We start from the raw sequence: 26,550 nt of genomic DNA on the forward strand, positions 1-26,550 counted from the left end.
TCACTCGCAAAGAGGAGCAGCCGAACAATCGCCGCTGTTTGCATAGGTCTTGGACAGGAAGAGATCCGTGAGCCGCGGGATGTTGACGGCGCATTCGGCTGACGACGAATCGTAGCGGACGACTGCAATGGGCTTGTCGGGTTCAAGCACCGTGGCGGGCAGCTCGCGCCTGACTTGGTGCTTGCTGTAGACCGGATCGGTTTCGATCAGGCTGACCCGCTGCTGGACCAGCCCCACGCCTTCCACGTTGGAGATGCGCCTCGTCGGGAGCAGATTGAGAGGGTCGCGCGTATCGTCGTCGAGCTTCAGCCTGTCACTGCACCATTTGACGAACGCGACGGCGCGCACAGGGCTTTCTTTCAGCTTCAACCAATCCTTGCGGGGATCGAGCATCGACACTTCAGGATCGATGACGCCACCGGCGACATGCTCGTTGGCGGTCTCTTCTGCGATCGGCCGCGACGCGAGAATAATGCGTTCCTTGAGCTGATAGGGTTGGGCATTGTAGCTCGACGGATAGCAACTCGCCATTTTCGCCGCGAGTCCCGCGGCGAAAGCAGCGGAGGCGGAGGTTCCGCCCATCGTCTCGCCGACTTTGTGGTTCGAAAGATATGTCGGGATTTCGCCGCCGCCGGGAGCCATGACCCCGACGAAGGACTTGTTGTCCAGACCGCGGTTCGATTCCTTCCAGAGCTTGGCCGTATCGCCGTCGCAGTTCTCGCAGGCGGCCACGACCAGCACCTTGTCGTAATCGCCGAGATTTTGCGGCGGCATCGGGGTCTCCCAATGGATCTCCCGGCCTTCATCGCCATCGATGGCCTGGCCGGCCGACACGACCAGGAGCATCGGGCTCTGCAAGATCTCCCGTGCAAGGCCCTCCCTGACGCGCACCTGGTCGTTGACAAGCAGGTCGAGCCATTTCCCATCCGGAGTGCGCCGCCAGATCTCCTTGGCAAGCAGGGTCTCCGCCGCTGTCGCCTGATTGGTGTCAGGATGGGGTGTGTATGGGGCGAATTCGCTTGCGAAGAGATAGACTTGTGGTTTGACCGGAGTCATGGCCTCGCGAATGAAGACTTTCAGCTTGTTGTTGGTAACCAACCTCTGGTCCCAGACAAAGGACCTGATCATGGCCCTGGGTTCGACCCCCAGAAAGCCGTAGCCATTGGCATTGGAAGCGACGATGGTGGATAGAAGCGTTCCGTGATCGGTGCTTTTCGTGAAGGCAGAGGTCTGGCAACTCGTCGCCGGCTGAGGCGTGGCAGCGTGTGCGCCTGGAAAGGACGCTGCAAGATCCGAATTGGGATCGATCGCCTGGTCCATGATCACCACTTCCGGCCTGGGCGGGTCCTGGCCCTCGCAGGCAACGGCCGCCTTGGTCTCGTAGAGCCAGCCCGCGAGATCAGAAAACGACCCTTCGGCATTCGGAGCGTTCTGGTCCACGCACCACTTCTTGTAATGGTCGAGGGCGCTGTAGCGCGTGGCGGAATGTGCTGTCTTGTCGAAGCCGCTGGTGCTTTCCACGTCGACCGATAGGTTGCGGTTGACCAGCATCTGGGAGAGATATTGCGCTTCGATGATGCGGTCGCTGGAGCCGCTGATGGTGAACTGCCAGGCAATGCGTTTGAACGTCAGTTGATCGAGCTGGGGCAGCGACATGTCGCCCTTGTCACTTCTCGCCAGAAGGTCTGTTTCCTTGCGGACGATCGAGTTCTGCCAACTTGGGTTCTTCTCGATCTGCTCGAGGCGCTGTGCTTCCATTTTCTGTTCGAGATTATAGACGCGGGAGATTTCCGTCTCCGTCAGCTTGATCTCCGGCAACACGACCCCCTGCACCGGGTTGACGGCATCCGGATTGATTGTCACGCCGTTCTTTTCGTTCAGTGCGCGAATGGCGGCTATAACCTCGCCCGTGCAATAGGCCTTTCCCAACCCAAGCTGGGAATCGAGTATGGGGCAGAGGCTCGATGTCTTGGCAGGCATGTACTTATGCACCGGCAACAGCTGGCTCTTGCCTGAAAAGGCGTTAATGACGGCTGCCATGTCGCGATCGACACCACCGCCTGAAAACTCGATGAAAACATTGGCCGCCGGCAAATCCTCCGCAAAGGAGGGAGTGGAGGCGGAGGCAGTCAACAAGGCCGACAGCAGGCAAGCATGCGAAACGGCGAAAAGATTGGCCATGATCTCCTCCTGCTGCTGTCGTAACAAGTCCGAACCGGCGCCTATACAAGGGGGCGGGCGCGACCCTCATAGTGTCTTGAGATACTCCACCAGCTCCATCCGCTGCTCGTCTGAAAGCTGTCCCGTTCCATATTCGTGGCCGGAATTGTAATTGCCGGGGATTGGCTCCTGGCTTCCTTCCTTGCGAACGCGGAAGACGAAATTATCCTCCCCTTCAACGACGGTCGAGATAAAGCCGACGTGAACGGGGTCGAATGTCCGCGAGCCGACGGAGAAGACTTCCGGGCGCGTTGGACCAGTGACCTCGGCCGTGGTGTCTGACGTTGAAACGTTGCGAACCTTGGCAGGCAGAAGCAAGTCGTAAAGCGTCGGCACCGAGCCGTTGTGCAGATAGGGCGCGGTCGCCCAGATGCCGTTAAGCGGACGAGCCTTGTAGGCGAGGATGTCGTGGTCGTTCGTCAGACATTGCCTGGCCTGATCCTTCTTGAAGGAATCGGTCACGCCGGGCAGGTATTCGACCTGGCCGGATGCCTCGAAGCTGTTGCCGCGCGCCGCTTCGGTCGGTGATACATCTTCGAAAATGCCGCTCGCCAGTTCGTCGAAATTGCCGACCACCGTACCAACGGTGGTATTGATGAGCAGATTGCGGGTGAATTCGATGTCGCGGATCTTGTCGCCAGTGAAGGCAAAGATCTTCTGCCCCGTCTGGTTGCCAGACTTCGACTTGTGCAGAAACGTGTTGCAGGCGAGGAAGATATCCGTCTGCTGCCTGGCGATCGGGTCCATCGTTTCCTGCGCCGGGGATTGAAGGTCATCCCATGCGAGCGGCTTGTGACAGCTTTCACACTTGAAGCGCTCGAAATGCTCGCGGCCGCGCGCCGCCTGCTCCCAGTCGATCGCCGGTAGCATGTTCTCAGGCCAGCGCGGGGACTTGAGTTTTGCAAGCTGGCGCTCGAGGCCGATCATTGCCTTAACACGCACGCTGGAGTCGTAGCCTCGCCAGGCCTTGCTTCGGTCGGTCTCGACATGCGCAAAAACGCCGATCACTTCGGACGTGTTGCGCACGAGTGCGCCGATATCGGTCTCGTTGCCCAGAATGTTGATTTTGAGAATGTTGTTGGCGATACCATTCCACTGGATCTTGCCCTGTTGGGAGGTGTTCCAAATGAACGGATAGCTCGCTGGCGCATCGGCATGAACGGTATCCGGGTGGACCTGTTTTGTCAGAAGCGCCACCTTGTTCAGGATGTGTCCCTGGGCATCGAGCCGTCCGCGCCCATACCGAACCGCAGCGGCGTTCTTGTCGGCAAGCGCCTGCTGCCAAGCAATCTGCTCGAGGAGCTGGGCGTCCAGTTCCGCCCTGCTTTCGACGGTCATGTCATTCGCCAGCACTTTGCGCGCGAAGCGATCGAACTTCTCGCGATCCTCCATCGTCTTTTTCAACGCGGCGAGAATGTCCTCCTCCAGCCCCTGAAAATCTGCAAGCGTGGCTGCGCCATCGATCCGGATACGCTTGTTCTGGTAGACGATCTCGTTGGTGTGGCAGGCGGAACAGTTCAGACCTATCCAAGGCTTGCGCATCGTCATTGCGTCGCAAGTCGCAGGAAAGACATCGCACATCAGATCGGCAGACCGGCTCTTGTCTTGATCGACAGCGAAGCCGACTGGCAGTCCATAAGGATTGTCCCGCGATTTTGGATTGGGAAGATAGCCCAGGCGGCTGATATTGGCGTCAGAAAGGAAAGCGTCGGTCGAGCCGGCGGTTTCGAGTGCCCGCATCCAGTCGAGCGGCAGAAGCCGGGAACCCTGGCTCACTGTGTACCACCAGCTCCGCTGCTCCCCCGACCAGCCCTGGTCGAGCGCGACCACATTATCCGGTAGGCGGCCAGCGGCGTCAGCGTCCTGCGCGAAGGCATGTTTGAGGCCTGTCGACGGGCATAGCATGATTATCAGCAATAGAACGAAACGAGGTAAGGAAAGCCCCCATATGCTCATGCATCACCCCTGTGCCCAACTCTACCAAACATACATGTGTCCGAGACGTGCAACAATACTTTTAATTGCAATATAACTTCGTCATAGAAGGCAAGCGAATCTTATGCATCACCTATTTGGGTGATGACGGCGCGCGCACGAAACTTGCACCTATATTTGTCGCAACCCGGATGAGCTGAGTCCGATTGGCGGACTGGGTCTTTTCCAGAATGGACTTGACCTGCGAATTGACGGTTTCTACCGATTTCGCCCTTCGCTCCGAAATCTGCAGGTTGGTCATTCCCTCCGCCAGCATTTCGAGTATCGATGCTTCGGCTTGTGTCAGCGAGAAGACCGAGGTCAACATTTTCCGGTCGATCGCGTAGGAGTTGCCGGTGTCCATGCTGTAGATGATATGTCCATTGAGCTTCGCTTCGCCGAACTCATTGGCGCTGGTTAGCGGTGCTACTTCAATGCAGAGCGTATGCGGCCTATTCTCGATCACCGAGATGATTGCTTCCTTTCTCGGGCGCGCGCCGAAACGGCCATGATTGTCGAGGGACCCGCGGAGCTCGGTCAATGCACCGCCCAGGCTATCGGAATGCATGACAAGCCGGCCTAAGGAATCCTTGCGGAAGACGGGGTAGCTCGCAATCTGGCGCTGAAATTCCTGATTGAGATGAACGACCCTTCCCTCCGCGTCGGTGATGCATACGCCGATGACGAGCATGTCGATGCAGTCGGCGATGGACTGGAACTTGTCGGCGAGTTGCTTGGTCGGCCGACTGACATTGAGCGCTTTGGCAATATGCGGCATCAGCAGCGCTGCCCTTTCAAAATGCTCCTTTGAGAGCGGCCCCGCGCTCGGCGAGAATTGGAGGGCGAAGCGATCAAGGTTGACCTGGTCCTTGTTGAGCAAGGCGCCCGCCCTGTAGCGTATGCCCCATTTGAGCATCTGCTTCACGTTGTGACGCGACTGCAGTTCCGTTTCCGATTCGGCAAGCACCTCATCCGAAATCAGCTGTATCTGGTCGGTCGGTCGCGATAGACGTGCGAATGTATCCTGATCGAGTAGTTCTTGATCATTATGGCTGGCGAGATAGCTGCTAACCAGCTCAGGATTGTAGTTCTCACTGTAGTATGGCGCCCGAATGTAGCGCTGATTGCCGACGCCCTCGAGTTCGAAGATAAATGCGCCGCGCGCACCGATATATCGTGATACCCGTTCAAGGACGGCCGCCCACCCGTTCGAGTTGATCATCGTGTCATAGATCGCAAGGATGAGATCATTCAGTTCTACTGTCTTCATCTCAACGCTCTCCGGATCGCACCCGCCCGTACGTTCGCATTTGACGTTAACGGACCCCGGTCGAAATGAGAAGCCGTCACCAGTCCCGGCGGTGCCTCGGGCCTGTCGATCGCGAGCTCGCGGGATTTTGCCGATTAGGCGGTAACGGCCGAGGCCCTCGCTGAGCCGGCGCGCGACCGTTCACGAAGAGCGTGAATCCATCGGAACTCTGATCGTGTCTGGCGATCCTGCACGGACTTCCGGCGACCAAAGTGAGCGGTGTGAAGAGCATTGAATAAGAGGGTGCCGTTTGGACACAGGACTAGAGCGTGACCTCGGCATTGTCGCCCATATCAGGTTTGCTGTTCGAGACCGCGGCGGCGGCCATCTTGATATAGCTGATGATGGTGCCCAGGCTGTCCCAATATTCGGCCGAAAACGGGGTCATCTTGAGGATGCGGATGGAAGGATCGTCGGGATTGTCCCACCATGCCTTTGCCGGCGTCGCCCATAATTCGCTGATCTTCTCCCGGTCGTTCTGCACCTCGTCCGTCCCCGATACGGAAACATATTTCTGTCCCTTGGTGTCGGCAAGGGCGAGGCACACGTTTGGCCAGCGGGCGATCTCATCGTCCTTGTGACTGCTGGCATCCGTCAGAAACTGGCATCCGTCAGAAAATAGATAGCATTCTCGAACTGCGCGGCATAGACGGACATCGGGCGGGCTCTGAGATCATCGCCGCTGCGGGTCGTAAGCATGCAAAACCCGATCTTGTCGATCAACTCTCATACCCGTGTCGCATCGTCATGGTTGGCCATCATCATCTCATCTATCAAGAGATGAAGTAACCATCTGCCGAGGCCGATGTTCCCGGTGGCGGGCCTAAAGAGCCCATCCCCAAAGTGATCGAACCACGCAGTCGATCAATGGACGCTTGGGGTTTTCACGACCATTGCGAAGTCTTCGGCGACCAGTTCGCTGACGGCGATGAGGATTTCCTCCCGAGAAAAGCCCGATGTCAGAGCGCGTTGGATCAGATCCTGCAGATCCGGCTCCACGACATCGCGGCAATCCTCGAGGCGTTCTTCCGAAACGGTGAGGCTATTGAGTTCGTCCATTGTCTGTCCTTTCAGGGAATGTACCCGCCAAAGCCTGGGAAGGCCTGTGGGATGAGGCAGTTACCGGGCGGCGACCGTCCGCTTCGGCCCGGCGAGCAAGCCTTCGCGCTGCATTTTCTTGCGTGCAGCCTTGCGATGCCGACTGATCGCCTGCGCCTTTTCCCTGACGCGCCGTTCGGACGGCTTTTCATAGGAGCGCCGTTCCTTCATTTCACGGAACAGCCCTTCGCGCTGCATTTTCTTTTTCAAGACTCTCAGCGCTTGATCGACATTGTTGTCTCTGACGAGTACCTGCATTTCGAGTTCTCCTTGTTTGGGATGGTGCGGCGATCGCCGCTCAGCCGAGTTGCTCGGCGATCAGAGCCTGCAATTCGCGGCGGGTGAGAAGGCAGGGAAATGGCTTCCAGCCAGCAACGCGGCGGGCAGCCTCGTCATCCTCACGCAGTTTCGCCGCCGCAACGGCGGTGGCTGTATTTATGTGGTTCAAAAAGAAATCCTTTGCCGATCTTGGCCGGCGTCATCGATTGTTTGTGGGATTGCCCGTCACGCAGCCGTAACGGCGCGCACGGATGCACAAGCGCTTCACTCATGGGCCAGCAATGGCTCAGATTTCCGCTTGATCGGGTATTCAAGCAACATAGGTATCGGCAGGCACAATTGCAACGGATAGCCCGGATGGCATGGCGCGGGCATCGCCAATCGCCTTCAGATATACTCTGCGCCATTTTATTCAAGTTAGCCGGGTATAGTTTCTGCCGAATTTTCTTCAATTTGGCTTGAAAGTGACATTATTCCGCCGGAATGGAAGCAACGGGGAGACGGGCGTCGAAATTAACCTTCTGTTAAATAGGCCATTGACTTGTAGTATTAATAGGTTGTTAAAGGAGCCGCTCGCTGAGGTCGAAATTGACCCGCTAATAAACAATTTGAGGAGAGAGCTATGGCTTCGCCGATACATGCAACTGATGATAGTGCAACATTTAAAGAAACCGACGTTATTTCCGGAAATCTGCTTTCCAACGATTCATCCGACAACGGCCATCTGTTCCTGCGCGCCTTCGATGGCGCGAGCGTTGGCGCCAAGGCCGGCAATAGCCAGGTCACTGAGATCCAGGGCGACTACGGCACCTTCTTCGTCAAGCCGGACGGCAGCTACACCTATGTCCTGAGCGACGCTGCCAAGATCGGCTTCACCAACGGCGAATCCTACCAGGAGAAGGTTTCCTACAAGATTTCCGACGGCAGCGGTCATACCGATGTCGGCCTGTTCACCCTGAACATCCAGGGCGTAACCCAGGTAAAGCCGATTGCTGTCGACGACCACTACAGCTTCAACGAAGGTAGCGCCATCGGCGGCAACGTTCTGGACAACGACATTGCCGGCGACAACGGCAAGCTCTTCCTCCGTCAGTTCGACGGCACGAACGTCAGCGCCAAGAGCGGCCTCGACGCTGTTACCGACATCGTTGGCGACCATGGCGTGTTCCACGTCAAGCCGAATGGCGAATTCACCTACACGCTGACGGAAGACCTGGCGGCTGGTCAGAACGTCACGGAAACCGTCCAGTACTACAAGATCTCCGATGGCGAAGGCCACACGGATGCTGGCATTCTGACGCTCAACATCACGGGCACCGACGCTCATCTCGCTTGATCACTTGCGAGAAATCAGTGAGAGACACCGCCCGCCGCGCAATCGGCGGGCGTTTTCATATATCCGCTTGTCATATTCAGCCGGTCTGCAAAGCGGCATAATACTTTTTAGCTAGTTCTTATAAATGCCGGCGTGGCGTAGTCTCGATGTTCGGAGGACACGCCGTTGACCGAACACATCGAACCCAGGCAAATCGAAACAGACGATCTGACGAAAGTCTGGTCCGTGACGGAGTTCTGCGCTCGTCACCGCATAGATGCCGAGGAACAAGGGCTGCTGCTCAAACTCTTCGGGCCGTTCGCGACCGCCTCCGAATTGCTTCACAATGCCAAGCGCGCGCCAAGATTTAGATAGGGGGCGCTCGACCTGGTCGCCGCCTATGGGCTCCGACTCGCGACGCTAGGCCTGCTTTCCGGCCACCTCACGTCCGGCACGTATCACTGCGTCTGTGGTGATATCGAACTTCTTGTAAACGTCATCGATTTTGCCGGATGCTCCGAATTCATGCATGCCGACGAATACGCCGTCCAAGCCGAGATAGCGGTCCCAGGAATCCTGCACGGCTGCTTCGACGGCGACCCTGGCTCGGCTGCCGCCCAGCACCGATTTCTTGTAAGCGGCATCCTGCTTCTCGAACAGCAGCCTGCACGGCATCGAAACCACGGCGGTGCGAATACCCTCCTCCTGCAGCACCGAGCGGGCTTCGACCGCCAGATGCAGTTCCGAGCCGGAGGCAAGGATCGTCAGTTGCCGCTCACCGCCTTCAGCTTCCTGGAGAACGTAGGCTCCCCTTGCCGAGCGGTTCTCGTCGGACGGGTCGCGGCGTAAAAGCGGCATCGGCTGGCGGGACAGAGCAATCAGTGCTGCCTGCCGCGGCGCATCCATGATCGCCTCCCAGCACTCGGCCGTTTCGATCGGATCGCCCGGGCGATAGACAGCGAGCCGGGGAATGGCGCGCAATGCGCTCAGATGTTCGATCGGCTGATGTGTCGGCCCGTCCTCGCCCAATCCGATCGAGTCATGTGTCATCACGAAGATCGAACGCACCTCCATGATCGCCGCGAGCCGGATCGCCGGGCGGCAATAGTCGGAAAATGTCAGGAACGTGCCGCCATAGGGAATAAGCCCTCCATGCAGCGCCAAACCGTTCATCGTGGCCGCCATGCCGTGCTCGCGGACACCATAGTGGAGATAGGATCCGCCATATTCCCCGGGCTTGATCTCGACCTGGTTCGTGGCCTTGGTGTTGTTTGAAGGCGTCAGATCCGCCGAGCCGCCAAGAAGCTCGGGGATCGCATCGAAGAGATGGTTGAGCACGATGCCGCTCGCCTGACGGGTGGCGAGATCCTTTTCGGAACCTGAAAGTTCCTGCTTTGCCGCAGCAATGGCAGCGCGCCAACCGGACGGTAGTTCGCCGTTCATGCGCCGCTCAAAATCGTCTCGCTTGTCCGGCGAAGCGGTCTGGACACGGACCGCCCATGCCATCCGCGCCGGCCCGCCTTTCGCGCCGATGTTTCGCCAGTCGTTGAGAAGCACTTCCGGTATTTCGAAGGGAGGCGATGTCCAACCGAGGATCTTGCGGGCGCCGGCGATCTCGTCTTCACCAGGCGCGTCGCTATGGGCCTTCTGCGTTCCCGCCCTGGTCGGGAAACCGAAGCCGATGATGGTTTTGCAGGCAATCATCGACGGCCGATCCCTCACCTTCTGCGCTTCGATGATTGCGGCGCGGATCGCATCGGTATCGTGACCGTCGATTTGCTGGACGTGCCAGTTCGCCGCGCGGAAACGCGCCGGATGGTCATCGGATTCAGCAAGGCTGGTCGCACCGTCGATCGAGATCGAGTTGTCGTCCCAGAAGGCGATGAGCTTGCCGAGCTTCAGATGTCCGGCAAGCGATATCGCCTCGTGGCTGATGCCTTCCATCAGGCAGCCGTCACCCAGGAAGACATAGGTGTGGTGATTGACCAGATTGTCGCCAAACGAGGCATTCATGATCCGCTCGCCGAGTGCGAGACCGACAGAATTTGCAATCCCCTGCCCCAGCGGACCGGTGGTCGTTTCGATGCCGGTGGCGTGGCGATATTCGGGGTGACCCGCCGTGCGGCTGTCGATCTGGCGGAAGCGTTTGATCTCTTCGATGGTCATGTCCTTGTAGCCCGTCAGATAGAGCAGGCTATAGAGCAGCATTGAGCCGTGACCGTTGGAAATGACGAAGCGGTCGCGATCGAACCAATAGGGATCGGCGGCATCGAATTTCAGAAACTCGGAGAAAAGCACCGCCGCGATGTCGGCCATGCCCATCGGCATGCCGGGATGACCGCTCTTTGCCTGTTGAACCGCATCCATGGAGAGGAAACGGATGCAATCGGCGAGATCCCGTAGGTGCTGATCCTTGGGAGCTGGGAATGTCTTCGGAGCTTGTGAGATGTCCGGCATTGGAGAAACTCCTTGGAGTACCTGGATTATGAAGGCAGAGACCCTCTGCCTCGCTATCTCGTTCACCGTGATCGTGAGAGCTCGCCACAGCGAATTTGACGGGTCCAGTTAACCTAGTGCGGAGTTTTCAGTTGTGGATAGCATCCGCGCCAGGAAGGACCGCTTTCCGGGACCTGGTCACGTGGCGCTGCCATTATCCTGTTCTGCTGCCAAGGTGGTGCGTCTGGTTGAAAAACCCTTGCAGTGCAGGGCGGAGCGCGCACACGACGTCACCTGATCGGGTGACGCTCGCTGCCTCGCCTTCCCTTAGACAATTATGCAGTGATCGAAATAAAGCATTCGCCGCAATTGGCGAAACCATCGTCGTGAAAACGAGAGGAGCTGATATGGATCATGTCGACATCATTGATGCTGTCTATCAGGCCGCAGTCCATTCCGAGCAATGGCCGGACACCCTGTGCTCGATCGTCGATTATGTCGGCGCCGTCGCCGGAAATATTGTCTATCAGGCGCCGGGTGGCCGCGGCAGCTTTCTGAGCCCCGGTCGCATGCGTGAAGACTTGAACACGCTCTATCTTCAGAATTACACGGGCAACCCCTATGCCCGCGCATTCGAGAAGGTAAGACCGGCGAGATTGCGATCGGCAACAGCCTGATCGATGCGTAGGCCGTGCGGCATTCCGCATTTTATGCCGATATCTGCGAGCCGCAGAACATCCTCAATCAACTCTTCCTGCCGCATGCCAGCCTGCACGAGTGCGGAGGCATTGGCGGAGTGGCGCTGTTTCTGTCTCGTCAACAGGACGAGCATGCCGCCGAGGCGGCGGCACGCCTGAAGCTGCTGAGCCCGCATATGGCACGCGCCATCGACCTTTCCTTTCAGATTAACAAGATCAATCGTGCGCCCGAACTGCCGCAACGATTGATCGATGCGATACCCGACGCGGCCGTGCTGATCGACGGGCGAGGCGCAGTCCTCCTCCTGAATACGGCAGCCGAGACGCTGCTCAGGCAGGCCGACGGCATTTTCCTCAGCGCACGGGAAAAGCTCGCCGCGCGCCGTAAACTACAGGCTATCTTCGCACTCGATATGATCTGTCGAATTTCTCGATGATCCCGCAGCCGGGCAATTTTCCTGAATTGCTCCTCACTCCCTGCACAAAATCTGCAATCCGCTCGGGCATCCCTATGCCATGAGCAAGAACGACATCCCGCCCTGCATCACACCGTCCGCCGTGCCGGACCGCCTCCGCAATGACGGATGGTGGCTGACAGAGACGTGCCGGCCTCAGAGGGCTCCTATCGAGGAGGTCTCAGTAAGCATGCTCATCGTGATCGAAGGGCGGCATTTGCGAGAGGACCAGCAATGGACACAACCGACAGCCTGACCGCACCGATGCCCATCAGGCGCTATTCCGGCCGAATAGCCGTGCTGCTTGGCCTCGTGGCGCTGGCAGATTTTCTGATCTTTGGCCAGGAACCCGGGATAAACCTTTTCCTTTTTGCGCTTGCCGTCTGCGCCGGCATTTTGCTGCCGGCCACGAAGGAGTTGTCGCCTTCGAAGGCGGCTCTCCTCCTGGGCTTGTCGCTCCCGGCTTCGGCGCCTCTGCTCGAAACACCGTCAGCAATGGGCTTTGCCCTTTGCCTCACAGCCCTGATGTCGGTGGCTCTCGTCAGCGGCAAGCTCATGCCTCGCAGCCTCACCGGCCTGCCTTTGGCGTTTTCCCGTTTCGCGCTCGTCATTCCCTTGCGGCTTGCCGAGGATGTCGGGAAATATCTTGCGACACCGGCGAAACGTTCCTCCCTCACCGAAGTCCGGCGGAGCGCCGGCCTCTGGGTCATGCCGCTCATTCTCGCATCAGTGTTCTTGCTCCTCTTTGCAGCGGCAAATCCCGTTATCGAGGTCACGCTGCGCAGCATCCGTTTTGACGTTCTGCTGAAGTTCCTCGATCCCTGGCGGATCGGCTTCTGGATAATGATTGCCGCTGTGGTCTGGGCTTTGCTGCGGCCACGCCTGAAGCGTCGATTTGCAAGGTGGCAAGCCGCCAGGGCGTTCATGATCGTCCCGACCAAAAATTCACCGCTCGGCCATGCCTCTCTGTTGCGCTCGCTGCTGCTCTTCAATGCGCTCTTTGCCGTGCAGACGCTTCTCGATCTCGTCTATCTCTGGGGCGGCGCGGATTTGCCCGATCACATGAGCCATGCCGAATATGCTCATCGCGGCGCCTATCCGCTGATTGCGACAGCGCTTCTTGCAGCCGGTTTCGTCCTGCTTGCCATGCGACCCGACGGCCCCGGCGATAAAAGCCCGCTGATCCGCGGCCTCGTCTACGCCTGGATCGGCCAGAACATCCTTCTCTGCCTGTCTTCGATGCTGCGGCTCGAGCTTTACGTCGAAGCCTATTCGCTGACGGAACTGCGTGTTGCCGCAGGTCTCTGGATGGGCATCGTCGCTGTCGGCCTTGCCTTGATCCTGCTGCGCATTCTACTCAACCGATCCAACGAGTGGCTGATCGCCGCGAACCTCGCTTCCCTGATTGCGGTGCTCTATATCAGCGCCCTCATCGATTTCCCTGATGTCATCGCCCGCTTCAATGTCGCCCACAGTCAGGAGATCAGCCAGGAAGGCCCGCCGCTCGATATCTATTATCTCTCCTCGCTCGGCCCTTCCGCCATCCCGGCGCTCGATCTCTATCTCCTCAAGCTTCCAACACATCTGATAGACCAGAGGAGCCAAGCGGTGACAGTTCGGTACTACCTCGCCAGGAATTTTGAGATGCGCCGGCGCGACTGGCGGAGCTGGACTTTCCGGTCTGCGCGACTGGATAACTATCTCCTTTCTCCCATTGCAAGATAGAACGAGAACGATAACAACAGGCGCGACAAACAACGCAGGACTGGTGGATGGCGCCCCGCATTCTCGTCGTCGATGACGAACCTCACATCCGCGACGTGATCTGCTTCGCCCTCGAGCGCGCCGGCCTGGCATGGTTGGCAGTCCGCAACGGCACCGAGGCGATGACCGCCTTCCGCCGCGGCAGCATCGATCTCATCATCCTCGATATTGGCATGCCCGACATGGATGGCCTGGACGTCTGCCGCCAGATCCGCAAGACATCGGGATTGCCGATCCTGTTTCTTTCGGCGCGCGACGAAGAGATCGACAGGGTGCTGGGTCTCGAAATCGGCGGGGACGACTATGTCACCAAACCTTTCAGCCCGCGCGAACTCATCGCGCGGGTCAAGGCGATTTTGAAGCGTAGCGGCAATGGGGCAGAGCCTGAGAGACGCCACGCCACGCTTGTCGCCGGCGCGCTCAGCCTCGATCGCGGCGCCAGGACAGTGACTTTTCGTGATAGCGAGATCGCCATGACGGCGCTCGAATTCGCAATCCTGGATGCACTATTGTCGCGCCCCGATATGGTCTTCAGCCGCGAACAACTGATGGAGGCGGCCTATGGCGCCGGTACCTATGTCGCCGACCGGACGATCGACAGCCATATCCGGAACATCCGGGCCAAATTCCTGGCGGCCGGCGGCCAGGGGGTCATCGCAACCGTTCACGGGATCGGCTTCAAACTCGGCAGCGAGATCGGGAGACAGGCCTGATGCCGGCGCCGAAGGTCAGGACGAAATGGCGGCCGGCACTGGCGCTGGTCGTCTATGCCGTGCTTCTCGCCGTCATGGCGCTGCCGGTCCTGATCGTCATCTGGTTTCGCACTGTCGAGGCGAGTTCGCACCGGATGGCGCCGGCGGAAATCATTGCCCTGGCTTTCGCTTTCTTGCTGACGCTTGGCGTTGCCTATGTGCTGACGCGCACGATCACCGGACCGATCGACGCCTTGATCGCCCGCACGGACGAGATCGCCCGCGGCGGCAAGGCGGCGATCCGGCCGCTTGAAAGCTATGGAACGCGCGAGATCGCTTTGCTGTCGCAAAGCTTCCTCGATCTTGCCGGAAAACTGGTTGATCGCACCGAATATATCAGTTCCTTTGCCGCCCATGTCTCCCACGAGCTGAAATCGCCGCTGACGGCCATCCGGGGAGCCGCAGAGCTTTTACGCGACGATGACGTGGAAAGGCCGATGACGAAGGCTGAGCGTTTGCACTTTCTCGACAACATCGTCGCCGACGCCGTCCGGCTCGATGCATTGCTGCAGCGGCTGAGGGACCTTGCACAGGCGGAATCGTCGGTGGCCGAGGGCAGCAGCAGCGTCGCAGACACCATATCCTCACTGCGCGAAAGATTTCCCGCCCTCAATATTTCCAGCCGAGGGGATACGGACATATCGATTGCTCTTCCTCCCGAGGCCGCCGGTATCGCCTTTGCCAACCTTGCCGAAAACGCCCTTCAGCACGGCGCCACGCTGTTGGAACTCAGAGTATCGGCCGACGCCCGAACAGCCGTCATTCTCGTCCGTGACGACGGCACCGGTATTTCCGAGGCAAATCGCCAACGCATCTTTCAGCCGTTCTTCTCAACCCGCCGCGAGCACGGCGGTACCGGCATGGGCCTCGGTATCGTCCGCGCCATGCTGAGCTCCCATGGCGGTACGATCCGCCTGCTGCCGACGACCGGCGCCGGTGCCGAGTTCGAAATCACCATCCCGGGACCGAGCTGACGTTCCAGAGACTGATGGGAGCACTGCGCCGAAAGACGATCCCCTGAGCAAGGCAATGTCTTCAAGCGAGTGGATCAGTTTTCAGGCTCTATCGCCGTCAGTGCAGCCTGCGCGATGACATCTGCAATGCGTTTGGACAGCGCCGGGTCGGAAGCAGCGCGGGCGAGGGTCACACCGCCACTGAGCATGGCGAGCAGCAAGATCGCCTGGTCTTCCCGGCGTGTTTTGGATTGACCGGGTATCTCACCCTCCGGCAAGCCGACCGCAACTTCCTCGATGAGACGTTTGAGTTCTGCCGTATAGGCGCTTCGTGTTTCATCGTCTGCGCGCATGACGTCGGGCGAAAGGCTCGGCAGAGCGCAGCTCTCGCCCAGATCGCAGGTTCTTTTATAGCCGAGATAGTAACCGACGAATGTCGTCAGCCAGTCTTTCGGTTGACTGGCCTTTAGCGCCGCAATTCCTTGCCGCAGCTCTTCGAGGCCGGTCAGCACGGCGGTGCGAAAGGCTTCGCCCTTGGACTTGAAATGTCCGTAGAAGGCACCGTTGGTCACGCCTGCCGCCTTGGTCAATGCATCGATGCCCGCGCCGCCATAGCCTTCCTGTCTGAAAACCCGTCCAGCCGCGGCAATGACGCGCGTTCGGGTCTCCTGCTTATGTTCGGCACTGTATCGCATGTATGTCCCTTTTAAGAGCGATCGCTCTTTATGCCTTGCTAAGAGAGTGATCGATGTGTATGCATAAAGAGTGATCGGTATATATCAGAAGCGGTCACGGTTCAAACAGGGAGATATACGATGCCTATCACACTCACCGTGCCTGAAGGCCTGCTTTCGCAGCGGGCTCAGGCCCAAGCCTTTGCCGGATTGACGGAGGCAGTGCTCGATGCCGCCGGCTTGACCGGCAATGACTTCATGACAGCCAATATTATCGGTACGATCAACGTGCTGCCGCGGGAGCATGTGCTTGCTGCGGGAGAGCCGATCGCTGCAGCCTTCGTCGAGCTCAAGCTGCCCGAGATGGCGCTGGTGAGCGCTGAAGCAAAACAGTCCTTCTTCGAAAAAGCGGCCGATGTGATCGAACAGGCCGCCGAAGGCCGGCTCAAGCGCGAACATATATGGTCGAACATCGTCTACGCGCCTGAAGGGGCCTGGGGTATCGCCGGCCGCAGCTATAGCAATGCCGATCTTGTCGGCGCTATCCGAGGTGGCGGCGCGTAATGCTTGCGGGATAGGCGCAAAATCTCGGACTTGATGCAGGACCGGGCCGGCGACACCAAGGCGCCGTGGTCCGGAGCCATGAGGGAGTGAGGGCATGCAGCTTGCCAATTACCTGTTCTTCGCCAACGGCTGCGAGGAAGCGCTTGCTTTCTACACCGAATGCGGGCTTGGCCGGGTCACGCAATTGAAGCGGCACGATGCTGACGGAATGTCCGCTGCCACCGAAGCCATGCGGGGGAAGGTGATGCACGCCCGCTTCGAAGGACCCGATGTTCTCTTCTTCGCCTCGGACAATCATGATGCCGAACCGATGCGAGGCTCCGCCCACATGCTGATCATGGACGACCGCGACAGTACCGACAGCCTCTTCGCACGGCTGGCCGAGGGCGGCAAGATCACGACACCACTCGCCGTCCAGCGATGGGGAAGCTATTATGGCAAGCTCACCGATCGCTTCGGCGTCCAGTGGATGCTCGATTGCCTGGCGTGAGCATGTGCTCTCAATGCGCAAGTATGTGACGATAACACCCCGATACTCGCGAAGTGTCGGCGTCTGTGTCGAATCATTCAGAACATCACGCGCAGAGGACAATCGGCAGGATGGCAGGGGAGAAACCCCCGACCAAGCGGCTGCGAGCCGCCCTCCCCCAATCTCGTCTTCGCGTCTCACCGCGTCGTATAACCGCCGTCGATAACCAGCACTTCGCCGGTGACATAACTTGCCGCTGCCGAACAGAGGAACAATGCGGCACCCGCCACCTCCTCCGGCTGTCCGACGCGTCCCATCGGGGTCATGCTGCGCCAGGTCGGGAACCAATCGGGATTGTCGATGCCGCCGCGCGACAGATCGGTCTCGATATAGCCCGGGGCGATGGCGTTGACGCGGATGTTCTCGGCGGCGACCTCGCTGGCGAGGCTCTTCGTCATCATGTGGACCGCTGCTTTGGAGGTGTTGTAGGCGACCTGGTTCTGGGGAATGTTGGACACGATGCCCGATATCGAGCCGATATTGAGGATGACGCCGCCGCCCTGGCGCCGCATGGGAGCGAGTGCGGCGCGGCAGGCGCGGAAGACAGTGTCGACATTGACGGTCATGATCTCCCGCCAGATGGCATCGGAGAACTCGCCGCTGTCGCCATGAATGGCGATGCCGGCATTGTTGACGAGGATGTCGAGCCGTCCTGCTCGTGAAAGGGTCTCAGCGACGAGTTCGTCGGCAGCACTTTCCTTCATCAGGTCGGCAGCGATGAAATCGCAATCGACGCCGGCCTTGGAAAGCCGGTCTTCCGCCGCTGTATTACGGCTTCGTCCGGTGATGATGATCTTGGCGCCCGCCTCGCCGAGCGCCTCGGCGATGGCAAGCCCGATGCCGCGCGTGCCGCCTGTCACCAGCGCCACCTGTCCGTTCAGGCGAAATCTATCGAAGATCATGGCAGTTTCCTCTTGAGTGGGCGTTCCGCGAGTGTTGAAGGCGGACGCACTTTCGTCAGATGTCTGCGCTCTGCGGCAGGATAACGAGATCGCGGATCGTAATGTTGCGTGGGCGCGTCAGCATGAAAAGTACGGCTTCGGCCACTTCGTTCGCCTCCATCAGGCCGCCTGCCGCGAGCGCCTCATCCAGCTTCTCCTGCGGCCAATCGCTGAGAAGGGCCGTGACCACAGGGCCGGGAGCGATAGCGCCGACGCGCAAGCCATGTTTGGCCACCTGCCGCCTCAGCGTATGGACGAATGCCTGGACGGCATGTTTCGAGGCCGTGTAGATCGGCTCCCAGACGACCGGGATCATGCCGGCAACGGAACTCGTCAGGATGATATCCCCGGTCTTACGCTCGACCATATGCGGCAGAACGGCATGCACCGAACGGAAGGCGGCGTTGATGTTCAGATTGAGCATCCGGTCCCAGGCATCAGGGTCGCCACCCAATACCTCACCGCCGATGTAAGAGCCGGCATTGGCGTGGAAGATATCCAGCTGGCCCGCTTTTTCGAGAATTTGCGGCATCATCCCTTCAACGCTTTTCGGATCGGTCAGATCGATGACCAACGGAATGGCACTCGCGTCGAGTTTCGAGCAGATTTCCTTCAAGGCGTCTTCATTGCGGTCAACCAGCACGACCCGAGCGCCCGCGGCAAGCAAAGCCTTGGCACATTCAAGGCCGATACCCGACGCCGCCCCGGTGACGGCCGCGACTTTTCCAGACAGATCCTGTCCCATTTTCTTCCTCTGGTTTCCTGGTTGGTTTAGGCCCGGCCGTGCGAGATCCGCGATCGGCGTGCCAGCGAGTCGACGATGACGGCGACGGCAAGGACGGCGCCCGTGATCATGTATCGAAGCGACGACGACAGATCGAGAAGCGTCAGCCCGCTGGCAATCGACTGAATGACGATGATGCCGAGAAGGGCTGAATAGGCACTGCCGCGCCCGCCGAACAGGCTCGTGCCGCCGATGACGGCCGCAGCGATGGCATTGAGATTGACGTCGCCGGTGCCGGCCTGCTGACTTGCCGTCGCCAGCCGTGCGGCGGAGAGAACGCCGCCGGTTGCCGCAAGCAGAGCGCACATGACGAAGGCGCTCGTATAGATGCGCGAGACGTTGATGCCGGAGCGGCGGGCCGCTTCCCTGTTGCCGCCGACGGCATGCATGGAGCGTCCCCATTTGGTGCGCGTCAGCGCATAGTTCATGGCGGCGGTGAGCCCGACGAAAAGGCCGAACATCCACGGAATGCCGCGCGACTGGTTGAGATAGAACGCGACAGCTTCCAGGGCGAGTGTGATGATGACGGCGCGCAGGAGAAGCCCGCGGGCCGATTTCGCCGACAGGCCGGCCGCCCGCCGGCGCGCCGACGTGCGGTAGCTGGCGAAGAAGTAGGCAATGCCGGCAAGTGCCACCAGCAGATAGGCGATTGGGTCCGGCATGACCATGATCTGGCCGAAACTCACGAGCCAAGAACCATAGGGAAGATTGATCGAACCGGTCGCTCCGAGGATATAGAGCTGCAGGCCGAGAACCGCGAGCAGCCCGGACAGGGTGGATACGAAACTCGGCATGCCGAAGCGGTTGAAGACAAACGCGTAGAGCGAGCCGATCAGGGCGCCGACAATCATGGCGGCGAGGACCGCGAGAACCACCGGCCAGCCCTGATTGACCCAAAAGACGCCGACCAGCGCCGAGGCAAAGCCGCTGACGGAGCCGACGGAAAGATCGATCTCCCCCACCATCAGGATACAGACGATACCCAGAGAGATGACGCCGACCGTCGAGCAGTCAAACAGCATGTTGACGAGGTTGGCGCTGGAGAGAAACACCGGATTGAGCGCCTGGAACACCGTCCAGATGATCGCCAGGCCGACAATGACCGGCAGTGAACCGAGATCGCCGGAGCGAATGCGATCCCAAAAGGCCTGGATCGAGCCGCCGAAACTGTCGTCATGACGCACTCTCTCATCACGCCGGTCAAGCAGCACCGGTGCCGCCGGATCATTTTCGATGGACTTCATCATGGCCTGCCCTCCTCGTTCGGTTGGCTTTGCGCCTGGCGGCGCGACGCGCGGCGGGAGACGGAATTGTTAGAAGCGCCGGTGATGGCGCTGACGAGCTGCTCGTTGGATGCGTCGGGCAGCATGGTGCCATTGTTGCGGCCGAGCCGAAGGACGACAATACGATCGGCAACGGCGCGCACATCCTCCATGTTGTGGCTGATCATGATGACAGCGAGGCCGCGTTCCCGTACGCGCTCGATGAGGTCAAGCACTTCGGCGGTCTGGGCAACGCCGAGCGCTGCGGTCGGCTCGTCGAGCATGATCAGTTTCGGCTCGAGCAGTAGCGATCGGGCGATGGCCACGGTCTGGCGCTGTCCGCCCGACAGTGAGGCGACGGGCTCGCGCACACTTGGAATGCGGGCCGAAAGCTCGTTCAGAAGCTGCCAGGCACGGATCTCCATGGCGACCTCATCGAGCTGATAGGGGCTGAGCTCCTTGCCGAGAAAGATATTGGCGACGACGTCGAGATTTTCGCAAAGTGCCAAATCCTGGAACACCGTTGCAATGCCGAGCCCGAGAGCGGCACTTGGGCTCGGCAGGTTCACCGGCTTGCCCTCGAAGAGGATCGTGCCCGAGCTTGGCTGGTGCACGCCGGCCAGGATCTTGACCAGCGTCGATTTGCCGGCGCCGTTGTCGCCCACCAGCGCCACGACCTCGCCGGCATATACATCGAGTTCGATATCGGTGAGCGCCGACACCGCCCCGAAGTTCTTCGATATTCCACGCAGACTGAGGACAGGCTGACGGGAAGGGTCAGGAGTATGAGAGATTTCAGACATCGCCTGGCCTTTCGAAAAAGGAAAAATCGGAAGCGCGGCCGGTAGCCCGGCCGCGCTTTCCCTTGGCTCGATTACTTGGTGATACCGAGTTTCTTGCAGCCGTCGGCATAGCGGCCGGTGCACAGCTCCTCGGCGGTGTTGATCTTCTTGTCGATGATCTCGGCCTTGAGGTTTTCGGCAGTGACGACGGCAGGGACGAAAAGCTGCGCCGGCGTGTCGTAGAGCGTCATTTCGGCCTTCGGCGTTTCTCCGGCCAGGAGCTTCACGGCGACGTCGGCAGCGGCGGCCGCGACGATTTCGCTGGGCTTGGAGATCGTATTGTACTGATCCCCCGCAATGATCAGCTGTAGTGCCGCGATCGTCGCATCATTGCCGGTCACCGGCGGCACCGGATCGACACCCGCCGCCTTGAAGGCTGCGATGGCGCCGCCGCCAGTGCCGTCATTGGCAGCGACCACGCCGACGATCTGTTTGCCGAAACGGGTGATCTGGCCACCCGCCCATTGCTGGGCGTTCGCGGGCTGCCAGTTGGGCGTGTCGAATTCGGCAAGCGTCTTGTATCCGCCGCTCGCCAGACCCTCGTGAATGCCGTCTTTGATCAGCCCGGCAGCCGCATCGGTCGGCGAACCGTTGATCTGCAGTATGCCGCCGCCATCGGTCGGCACGTTCTGCGCCTTCAGATGCTGGACGAGCGATTCCGCAATTGCCTTGCCGATCGCCTTGTTGTCGAAGGAGACGTAGAAATCGGCCTTGCCTTTCGGGATAGGACGGTCATAGGCAATGACCTTGACACCCTGGCTCTGTGCAAGCTGGACGAGCGATGCGGCCGCCGCCGAATCCACCGGGTCCAGCACGATGACTTTGGCGCCTTGCGTGATGGCCGAATTGAACTGTTGCTGCTGTTTTGCGATATCGGCATCGGCGTTCTGATAGAGAACCTTGCACGAAGCGCAAAGCTTCTTCATTTCCGCGACGAAGCCCGGGTGATCGTGCTCCTCGTAGCGGGTCGAGCCCTGGTCGGGCATGAGGAATGCCACTGTCGCATCCGCAACGGCCGTTTGCGCAAAGGCGGAAGTACCGCCCAATAAGGCTAGGGCAAATGCCGCAGCGCCTGCCGCCTTGGTCGAGAATTTCATCATTTCCATCTCCTCCCATTGGAAAACTGTGTAGAATCGTGATTGCACTGTTCTGCTGTGGCCGTTCGGCTGAATGAACGGTCGCGCCTGTCCCGGTGGTTTGACGTTTTTGAGGACAAGCATCTCCGCTCGCGAGCCGCTCATCGCGCGCCCGCGTTCAAGTCAGTGTCAGTTTTTTTGTTCCTCCTCCTCGTCCTCCTCGTCCCGTGCTTGTTCGGCTATTTTAGGCCGCCTTTGCCACGTTGATATTGTCACCCAACAACCGCCGGAAACGGGAAGGCGTCATGCCTTTTTCCGCGAGAAACTGCCGGTTGAAGTTGGACAGATTGTTGAAGCCGACCTCGAAGCAGATATCGGTGATCGATGCGTGGTCATCGCTCATCAGGATCTGGCAGGCGAGATTGATGCGCAGGCGTTTCACATACTGTACCAGCGACATGCCGGTATGGCGTCGGAATGCGCGCGAAAAGGCGCCGGTCGACTGTTCGGCGATTGCCGCGAGATCGGCTTCGTCAAAGGATTTCGTCAGATTCTCTCTGATATAGGCGAGCGCCTTGTTGATGCCGGCCGACATGTAGCCCGATGGATCGGGCAGATAGTTCGGGCTGGCGAGAAGCCGGGAATCCTGCGCCCGGCTGAGCAGGCCGACGATCATCATGAAGAGTTCGATGCGACGCACACCGTGCGCCTGCTGCACCTCGTTCATCAGCGGCGCAACCTGCCGGCTGGTATCGGCGCCAAAAAGCACGCCACGGCGAGAGGCTTCAAGAACCGGATCGAAGGGCCCGAGTTCGGCGAGCACCTTCATCGTGTCGCTGATGAAATTCTCGCTGAATTGGATGAGCTGGCATCGAAGCGGAATGCTCGACCCTTTCGGGACATCGCTGATCCAGTTGTGAGGAAGATTGGGCCCCGCAAGTACGAGGTTGCCCGGCTCAAATTCGCCGATGAAGTCGCCGACGAAATAGCGTCCCGTTGTCGCCACGACGAGATGAAGTTCGTATTCCGGGTGAAAATGCCATCGAACTGTATGGTAGGGATAGCCATGCGCCTTCGTTGCGAAAGATTCGCCCGGCCGAATCTGAATGACTTCCAAGTCAGGTTCCATTGTTTCCTCCTCCGAGGACGGTTCCAGGCCCGCCAGCCAAATTCCCTTTTTGGCTTTATTGTTTAAAGGGAGTGTAGTGGGCTCGTGTCACGCCCGCCACCACGATTCCCAGTCAAAACCGATACTTTTTTGACAATTGACGCTGCGCAGCCGGCGTAAAGACGACAGCAATTCGCATTGCACATCATTCAAGCGTGCCTCAGGCGGCCAAGGCGGCAATGACATTTCTGACCAGCGCAGAAGAAGACAGTCGGCTCGTGGCGCAGCTTGGCGTGCCGATCGCGCCGACACGCACGGAAACACCACCACGCGCATTGGCGATCGCAAACATCGACTCGTCGGTCAGATCGTCGCCGATCGTAATCGGGCAGCGGTTCTTGAAGGGGTCGGACTGGAAAAACCGCTCCAGCGCATCGCCCTTGCTCGACCGTGCCGGACGCAGTTCGAATACCATCTTGCCGAGCTGCAATGCCCAGTTCGGCCCGGCGACCTCCGCATAGTGGCGCATGCGATCTTCAAGCACTTTTTCATATTCGGGCGCGAGCCGATAATGGGCGGCAACGGCCGCACCCTTATCCTCGATCAAGACTCCGGGATAATGCTCGGCTTCCGCGGTCAGCGCATGCTTCAGCGCCTGAAACTCAGGTGTCGCCTCGACCGTCTGCATTCCCGCGGCGTTCCTGATTTCCGCGCCGTGCAGACCTGCTGTCGGAAATGCAAAGGGTTTGAACAGCTCGTCTGCATAGGCAAGCGATCGTCCGGTGACCAGTGCCAGGGCGCCGCCGAGCTTGTTCGACAGGCGATGAAGTTGTCCGGGAAGCGCCTCCGGGACCTCGATCGCATCCGGTGTGGGCGCTAGATTGAGCAGCGTCCCATCGATATCGAGAAACATCGCCCAGTGATCGGGCTCTTCCAAGACCAGCGAAAGCATTTCCTGAGTAGCGTCGTCATCCTGCACGGCATTCTCCAAACTCTGCAACCATTGAAGCTAGGTCGCCGGCCGACGAGGACAAGGTCGCTTTTCAGACTCCGGAACATCCAGAGGCTAGTCCGCGTTGTATCACGCCGCCCGTTCGAGCACTCGCGCCGTAGAAGGTACATTGATGGCTAAAAGCAGTTCCGATCCCCGTGATGAGGTCAATGCCCCGCTGGCACATGGCGCTCTAAACCTGCCATTGGTGACGATCGACGACTACAACAACGAACTGCGTGACAAGGATGGTTTCGTTGGCGACAACGCAAACAAGAAGACGTTCCAACAGAAGCTCGACGATTGGAGAAAACGCATCCGCAAGGTCGGAGACGATCCGATTGGCAATATTGCGACGGAGAAGCTCTCCAAGAAGAAAATTGACGCTATTTTGAAGGGCGATGATTTGGCGGCGGCGGCGTTGGTCATGGGGGCCGTGGAGGATTTTGCCCGGGACTTTGCCGATGTGATAGGCAAGTTTCTGAAGGACAAACGCTGGGGAAAGACGGAACGCATCGTCGTTGGCGGCGGCTTCCGGCGGAGCCACTTTGGCGAATTAACGATCGCCAGGACGATGGTTATTCTCAAGGCGGCCGGCATCGATGTCGAGGTCGTGCCGATCGTTCACCACCCCGATGAGGCGGGACTGATCGGCGCGGTCCACCTGATGCCGCGCTGGATGTTCAAAGGCCACGAAGCGATCCTCGCCGTCGATATCGGCGGCACGAATGTTCGTGCCGGCGTCGTTCAATTCGGCAAGGACGATGTGCCGAATTTTGCGGATGCGAGCGTCTGGGAATCAGCCATCTGGCGCCATGCCGACGACGAGCCAAGCCGCACTGCGACCATCGAGAGGTTGGCCGCGATGTTGCGGGATCTGATCGGCAAGGCCGAGAAGGCCAATCTCAAGCCGGCGCCCATCATCGGGATCGCATGCCCCGGCATCATCAAAGCCGATGGCTCCATCGAACGCGGCGGACAGAACCTGCCCGGCGGAAACTGGGAGAGCGACAGCTTCAACCTTCCCGCCGCTCTAATGAAGGCCATTCCTGAGATCGGAGACGACAGCACGTTCGTGATGATGCACAACGACGCCGTCGTGCAGGGATTGTCGCAGATTCCTTTTATGAACGACGTGTCGAGATGGGCGGTGCTGACCATCGGCACAGGTTTGGGCAACGCTCATTTTACCAATCGCGAGGGAGCGAAGGCGCGATAGTGGAATAACTGCCTCGCGTAACTCTTCGGGCAAGGAACGCGGGATCGGCCGCCCACGTGCCCCATTATGGTAAATAGCAGGTAAACAAGAAGGAATTCCGTAGACGGAAGCGAACTCGCCAATAGGTTCCGCTAGGACAGATGGCAGCTTTGCGACATGGAGGTGAGATCTGGTCCATCGGGCTAGCAACAAACTTCTGCGCGATGCTAACGCACGATCGTTACTGGCACTGTCGATGATACCCGCCGAAACCTGATTCGCCTAGCATGCGCTGTTCTCATCGTCGCGGTTGATGACGCCCCGGAATGTCGACAACCCTATTCGCGCTCAACTGCCGGCATGTGATTAGACTGGTGTCATCGACCTGGCTTGGCGATTATCGGATCTCCGGACAAACGAACCGCAACCCGGCCGCCCCTCAATATTCCACCGACTTAGATCGGCACGAAAATTCGGGCTGCAGGTCCCCTCCCCCGATGGTCCGCAGCAGCAACGCTCCCCTGTAGTCACACCCACATCGGAATCTCGGAATTCTGGCGATGCCGCATGATCCGAGACAGTCCGCTTCGCCGGTGCCGGCAAGATGGGGCCTTTCGCATGTCAGGCCGCTCCTGCGCGCCACTCTTCGATCTCTGAGCGCGGAAGAGGTCCGAGACGGCGAGCCTCGCTGCCGAAGGCCGCATTTCAGAGCGGCGCTTGAGAGATGGCGGTCTCCCCTCCCCTTTCCCGCGTGGCATCGGAAAAGATGGTGATAACGCCGGCGGGCGGTTCTCGGCAGGTTAAAATTGCGCTTATCTCTACGGTTTCACGCAATCGATGCGCAGACGAAAGATGGATCATGAACTTCAAGGGAATAGGCGCTCCGCTCAATGCCGGCCGTCTCGAACAAATGTTGAGCCTTGCTCAGCCACGCCGCGTTGCCGAAACCCAAGACGCAAATGACAAGGCCTCCGGCAGAGAATCCGTCCGCGGGCTGGAAGCCGAAAATCTGTGCCGTTCGTCTGCCTATAAATGAGAAACGGATTGGCTGATCCGGTATGCCCAAGCGGTGGATGTTGTCTTCCAGTGAGTCGGTAATGGCGTTCTGCCGTATTGAAAAATGCTCAGATGCGCTAAGGGTGGCCGTCGATGGAGGCGGGATATGGCGCCATTGTCAGCTGACAATGGCGCTAAGATTCCGGAATTCCACATGATTTTTTCATCGAATCCTGTCTGTTATCCATTGGCTAACCAAGAAATCGCTTGACGGAATCAGCAGACTCACGATCATTTGCGCAAAATCACCCGATTTATCAGGATTTGCGTGA

The 26,550-nt window shown here is 59.2% G+C and carries 24 protein-coding genes and 2 pseudogenes; 10 read left to right on the forward strand and 16 right to left on the reverse strand.

Annotated features, from left to right (window positions below; translation table 11 throughout):
* The 7 genes and pseudogenes from RLCC275e_RS32660 to RLCC275e_RS32690 form a co-directional block, all read right to left on the reverse strand.
* Complete coding sequence (locus RLCC275e_RS32660; protein WP_033184298.1) at positions 1-2,181, reverse strand: S8/S53 family peptidase; 2,181 nt, start codon at positions 2,179-2,181, stop codon at positions 1-3.
* A gap of 66 nt (positions 2,182-2,247) precedes the next feature.
* Positions 2,248-4,176: a di-heme-cytochrome C peroxidase gene (locus RLCC275e_RS32665; protein WP_130738281.1), complete on the reverse strand. Its 1,929-nt coding sequence runs from the start codon at positions 4,174-4,176 to the stop codon at positions 2,248-2,250.
* A 112-nt stretch (positions 4,177-4,288) separates the two neighbouring features.
* Positions 4,289-5,416 (reverse strand): helix-turn-helix domain-containing protein, encoded by a 1,128-nt coding sequence (locus RLCC275e_RS32670; protein ID WP_165418946.1) that lies wholly within the window; start codon positions 5,414-5,416, stop codon positions 4,289-4,291.
* A gap of 349 nt (positions 5,417-5,765) precedes the next feature.
* Positions 5,766-6,202: pseudogene (locus RLCC275e_RS32675) on the reverse strand (pyridoxamine 5'-phosphate oxidase family protein).
* Positions 6,203-6,367: 165 nt separating this feature from the next.
* On the reverse strand, positions 6,368-6,562 hold the full coding sequence (locus RLCC275e_RS32680) for a hypothetical protein (RefSeq protein WP_033184295.1): 195 nt from the start codon (positions 6,560-6,562) through the stop codon (positions 6,368-6,370).
* Positions 6,563-6,622: 60 nt separating this feature from the next.
* A complete protein-coding gene (gene rpsU / locus RLCC275e_RS32685; protein ID WP_033184294.1) occupies positions 6,623-6,859 on the reverse strand; it encodes a 30S ribosomal protein S21 in 237 nt (78 codons plus the stop codon).
* Positions 6,860-6,899: 40 nt separating this feature from the next.
* A complete protein-coding gene (locus tag RLCC275e_RS32690) occupies positions 6,900-7,049 on the reverse strand; it encodes a hypothetical protein (protein WP_165402103.1) in 150 nt (49 codons plus the stop codon).
* Positions 7,050-7,502: 453 nt separating this feature from the next.
* Between RLCC275e_RS32690 and rapA2 the strand changes: the two genes are divergently transcribed.
* The gene (gene rapA2 / locus RLCC275e_RS32695) at positions 7,503-8,216 is read left to right on the forward strand and encodes a calcium-binding lectin RapA2 (protein ID WP_033184293.1); all 714 of its coding nucleotides are present in this window, start codon (positions 7,503-7,505) and stop codon (positions 8,214-8,216) included.
* A gap of 165 nt (positions 8,217-8,381) precedes the next feature.
* A complete protein-coding gene (locus tag RLCC275e_RS32700) occupies positions 8,382-8,570 on the forward strand; it encodes a hypothetical protein (protein ID WP_033184292.1) in 189 nt (62 codons plus the stop codon).
* A 45-nt stretch (positions 8,571-8,615) separates the two neighbouring features.
* Here the strand turns inward: RLCC275e_RS32700 and tkt are convergent, their stop codons facing one another.
* Entirely contained in the window at positions 8,616-10,652 is a 2,037-nt protein-coding gene (gene tkt, locus RLCC275e_RS32705) for a transketolase (protein ID WP_033184291.1), read from the reverse strand.
* 281 nt (positions 10,653-10,933) lie between these two features.
* Between tkt and RLCC275e_RS32710 the strand changes: the two are divergent.
* The 4 genes and pseudogenes from RLCC275e_RS32710 to RLCC275e_RS32725 form a co-directional block, all read left to right on the forward strand.
* A pseudogene (locus RLCC275e_RS32710) lies at positions 10,934-11,706 on the forward strand (helix-turn-helix transcriptional regulator); the annotation flags it as partial.
* Between the two features lie 312 nt (positions 11,707-12,018).
* Complete coding sequence (locus tag RLCC275e_RS32715) at positions 12,019-13,509, forward strand: DUF4153 domain-containing protein (protein ID WP_033184290.1); 1,491 nt, start codon at positions 12,019-12,021, stop codon at positions 13,507-13,509.
* Positions 13,510-13,556: 47 nt separating this feature from the next.
* On the forward strand, positions 13,557-14,261 hold the full coding sequence (locus RLCC275e_RS32720) for a response regulator (RefSeq protein WP_018070626.1): 705 nt from the start codon (positions 13,557-13,559) through the stop codon (positions 14,259-14,261).
* Positions 14,261-15,274 carry a sensor histidine kinase gene (locus RLCC275e_RS32725; RefSeq protein WP_033184289.1) on the forward strand — a complete coding sequence of 338 codons (1,014 nt, stop codon included), beginning with the start codon at positions 14,261-14,263 and terminating at the stop codon, positions 15,272-15,274. Before RLCC275e_RS32720 ends, RLCC275e_RS32725 begins: the two co-directional genes overlap by 1 nt.
* A gap of 74 nt (positions 15,275-15,348) precedes the next feature.
* Here the strand turns inward: RLCC275e_RS32725 and RLCC275e_RS32730 are convergent, their stop codons facing one another.
* A complete protein-coding gene (locus RLCC275e_RS32730; protein ID WP_033184288.1) occupies positions 15,349-15,948 on the reverse strand; it encodes a TetR/AcrR family transcriptional regulator in 600 nt (199 codons plus the stop codon).
* 120 nt (positions 15,949-16,068) lie between these two features.
* Between RLCC275e_RS32730 and RLCC275e_RS32735 the strand changes: the two genes are divergently transcribed.
* Together RLCC275e_RS32735 and RLCC275e_RS32740 are read left to right on the forward strand one after the other, a co-directional pair.
* The gene (locus RLCC275e_RS32735; RefSeq protein ID WP_033184287.1) at positions 16,069-16,491 is read left to right on the forward strand and encodes a hypothetical protein; all 423 of its coding nucleotides are present in this window, start codon (positions 16,069-16,071) and stop codon (positions 16,489-16,491) included.
* Between the two features lie 94 nt (positions 16,492-16,585).
* Positions 16,586-16,981, forward strand: coding sequence for a VOC family protein (locus RLCC275e_RS32740; RefSeq protein ID WP_033184286.1), 396 nt, complete (start codon positions 16,586-16,588; stop codon positions 16,979-16,981).
* 176 nt (positions 16,982-17,157) lie between these two features.
* Here the strand turns inward: RLCC275e_RS32740 and RLCC275e_RS32745 are convergent, their stop codons facing one another.
* The 7 genes from RLCC275e_RS32745 to otsB form a co-directional block, all read right to left on the reverse strand.
* Positions 17,158-17,922 carry an SDR family NAD(P)-dependent oxidoreductase gene (locus tag RLCC275e_RS32745; protein WP_033184285.1) on the reverse strand — a complete coding sequence of 255 codons (765 nt, stop codon included), beginning with the start codon at positions 17,920-17,922 and terminating at the stop codon, positions 17,158-17,160.
* A gap of 55 nt (positions 17,923-17,977) precedes the next feature.
* Positions 17,978-18,706 (reverse strand): SDR family oxidoreductase, encoded by a 729-nt coding sequence (locus tag RLCC275e_RS32750; protein ID WP_033184284.1) that lies wholly within the window; start codon positions 18,704-18,706, stop codon positions 17,978-17,980.
* 26 nt (positions 18,707-18,732) lie between these two features.
* Positions 18,733-19,992, reverse strand: a complete 1,260-nt coding sequence (locus RLCC275e_RS32755) for a sugar ABC transporter permease (protein WP_033184283.1) — start codon at positions 19,990-19,992, stop codon at positions 18,733-18,735.
* A complete protein-coding gene (locus tag RLCC275e_RS32760; RefSeq protein ID WP_033184282.1) occupies positions 19,989-20,810 on the reverse strand; it encodes an ATP-binding cassette domain-containing protein in 822 nt (273 codons plus the stop codon). Before RLCC275e_RS32760 ends, RLCC275e_RS32755 begins: the two co-directional genes overlap by 4 nt.
* A 71-nt stretch (positions 20,811-20,881) precedes the next feature.
* Complete coding sequence (locus RLCC275e_RS32765) at positions 20,882-21,955, reverse strand: ABC transporter substrate-binding protein (RefSeq protein WP_171816991.1); 1,074 nt, start codon at positions 21,953-21,955, stop codon at positions 20,882-20,884.
* 214 nt (positions 21,956-22,169) lie between these two features.
* A complete protein-coding gene (locus RLCC275e_RS32770; RefSeq protein ID WP_033184281.1) occupies positions 22,170-23,054 on the reverse strand; it encodes an AraC family transcriptional regulator in 885 nt (294 codons plus the stop codon).
* A 199-nt stretch (positions 23,055-23,253) separates the two neighbouring features.
* On the reverse strand, positions 23,254-24,033 hold the full coding sequence (gene otsB / locus RLCC275e_RS32775) for a trehalose-phosphatase (protein ID WP_171816990.1): 780 nt from the start codon (positions 24,031-24,033) through the stop codon (positions 23,254-23,256).
* A gap of 124 nt (positions 24,034-24,157) precedes the next feature.
* Here otsB and RLCC275e_RS32780 point away from each other — a divergent pair, with 124 nt between their 5' ends.
* Together RLCC275e_RS32780 and RLCC275e_RS32785 are read left to right on the forward strand one after the other, a co-directional pair.
* On the forward strand, positions 24,158-25,243 hold the full coding sequence (locus tag RLCC275e_RS32780) for an ROK family protein (protein ID WP_033184279.1): 1,086 nt from the start codon (positions 24,158-24,160) through the stop codon (positions 25,241-25,243).
* An 838-nt stretch (positions 25,244-26,081) separates the two neighbouring features.
* The gene (locus RLCC275e_RS32785; RefSeq protein ID WP_165418945.1) at positions 26,082-26,258 is read left to right on the forward strand and encodes a hypothetical protein; all 177 of its coding nucleotides are present in this window, start codon (positions 26,082-26,084) and stop codon (positions 26,256-26,258) included.
* Positions 26,259-26,550 lie beyond the last annotated feature (292 nt).

The sequence above is a fragment of the Rhizobium brockwellii genome, assembly GCF_000769405.2.
Classification (GTDB): domain Bacteria; phylum Pseudomonadota; class Alphaproteobacteria; order Rhizobiales; family Rhizobiaceae; genus Rhizobium; species Rhizobium brockwellii.

Excerpts from the sequence above, each read along its gene's own strand:
- RLCC275e_RS32755 (WP_033184283.1), bottom strand. The coding sequence starts at position 19,992 with ATGATGAAGTCCATCGAAAATGATCCGGCGGCACCGGTGCTGCTTGAC.
- RLCC275e_RS32745 (WP_033184285.1), bottom strand. The coding sequence starts at position 17,922 with ATGATCTTCGATAGATTTCGCCTGAACGGACAGGTGGCGCTGGTGACA.
- RLCC275e_RS32665 (WP_130738281.1), bottom strand. The coding sequence starts at position 4,176 with ATGAGCATATGGGGGCTTTCCTTACCTCGTTTCGTTCTATTGCTGATA.
- RLCC275e_RS32785 (WP_165418945.1), top strand. The coding sequence starts at position 26,082 with ATGAACTTCAAGGGAATAGGCGCTCCGCTCAATGCCGGCCGTCTCGAA.
- RLCC275e_RS32765 (WP_171816991.1), bottom strand. The coding sequence starts at position 21,955 with ATGGAAATGATGAAATTCTCGACCAAGGCGGCAGGCGCTGCGGCATTT.
- rapA2 (WP_033184293.1), top strand. The coding sequence starts at position 7,503 with ATGGCTTCGCCGATACATGCAACTGATGATAGTGCAACATTTAAAGAA.
- RLCC275e_RS32750 (WP_033184284.1), bottom strand. The coding sequence starts at position 18,706 with ATGGGACAGGATCTGTCTGGAAAAGTCGCGGCCGTCACCGGGGCGGCG.
- RLCC275e_RS32660 (WP_033184298.1), bottom strand. The coding sequence starts at position 2,181 with ATGGCCAATCTTTTCGCCGTTTCGCATGCTTGCCTGCTGTCGGCCTTG.
- tkt (WP_033184291.1), bottom strand. The coding sequence starts at position 10,652 with ATGCCGGACATCTCACAAGCTCCGAAGACATTCCCAGCTCCCAAGGAT.
- RLCC275e_RS32730 (WP_033184288.1), bottom strand. The coding sequence starts at position 15,948 with ATGCGATACAGTGCCGAACATAAGCAGGAGACCCGAACGCGCGTCATT.
- RLCC275e_RS32715 (WP_033184290.1), top strand. The coding sequence starts at position 12,019 with ATGGACACAACCGACAGCCTGACCGCACCGATGCCCATCAGGCGCTAT.
- RLCC275e_RS32735 (WP_033184287.1), top strand. The coding sequence starts at position 16,069 with ATGCCTATCACACTCACCGTGCCTGAAGGCCTGCTTTCGCAGCGGGCT.
- RLCC275e_RS32670 (WP_165418946.1), bottom strand. The coding sequence starts at position 5,416 with ATGATCAACTCGAACGGGTGGGCGGCCGTCCTTGAACGGGTATCACGA.
- rpsU (WP_033184294.1), bottom strand. The coding sequence starts at position 6,859 with ATGCAGGTACTCGTCAGAGACAACAATGTCGATCAAGCGCTGAGAGTC.
- RLCC275e_RS32680 (WP_033184295.1), bottom strand. The coding sequence starts at position 6,562 with ATGGACGAACTCAATAGCCTCACCGTTTCGGAAGAACGCCTCGAGGAT.
- RLCC275e_RS32740 (WP_033184286.1), top strand. The coding sequence starts at position 16,586 with ATGCAGCTTGCCAATTACCTGTTCTTCGCCAACGGCTGCGAGGAAGCG.
- RLCC275e_RS32770 (WP_033184281.1), bottom strand. The coding sequence starts at position 23,054 with ATGGAACCTGACTTGGAAGTCATTCAGATTCGGCCGGGCGAATCTTTC.
- RLCC275e_RS32760 (WP_033184282.1), bottom strand. The coding sequence starts at position 20,810 with ATGTCTGAAATCTCTCATACTCCTGACCCTTCCCGTCAGCCTGTCCTC.
- RLCC275e_RS32780 (WP_033184279.1), top strand. The coding sequence starts at position 24,158 with ATGGCTAAAAGCAGTTCCGATCCCCGTGATGAGGTCAATGCCCCGCTG.
- RLCC275e_RS32720 (WP_018070626.1), top strand. The coding sequence starts at position 13,557 with ATGGCGCCCCGCATTCTCGTCGTCGATGACGAACCTCACATCCGCGAC.
- RLCC275e_RS32725 (WP_033184289.1), top strand. The coding sequence starts at position 14,261 with ATGCCGGCGCCGAAGGTCAGGACGAAATGGCGGCCGGCACTGGCGCTG.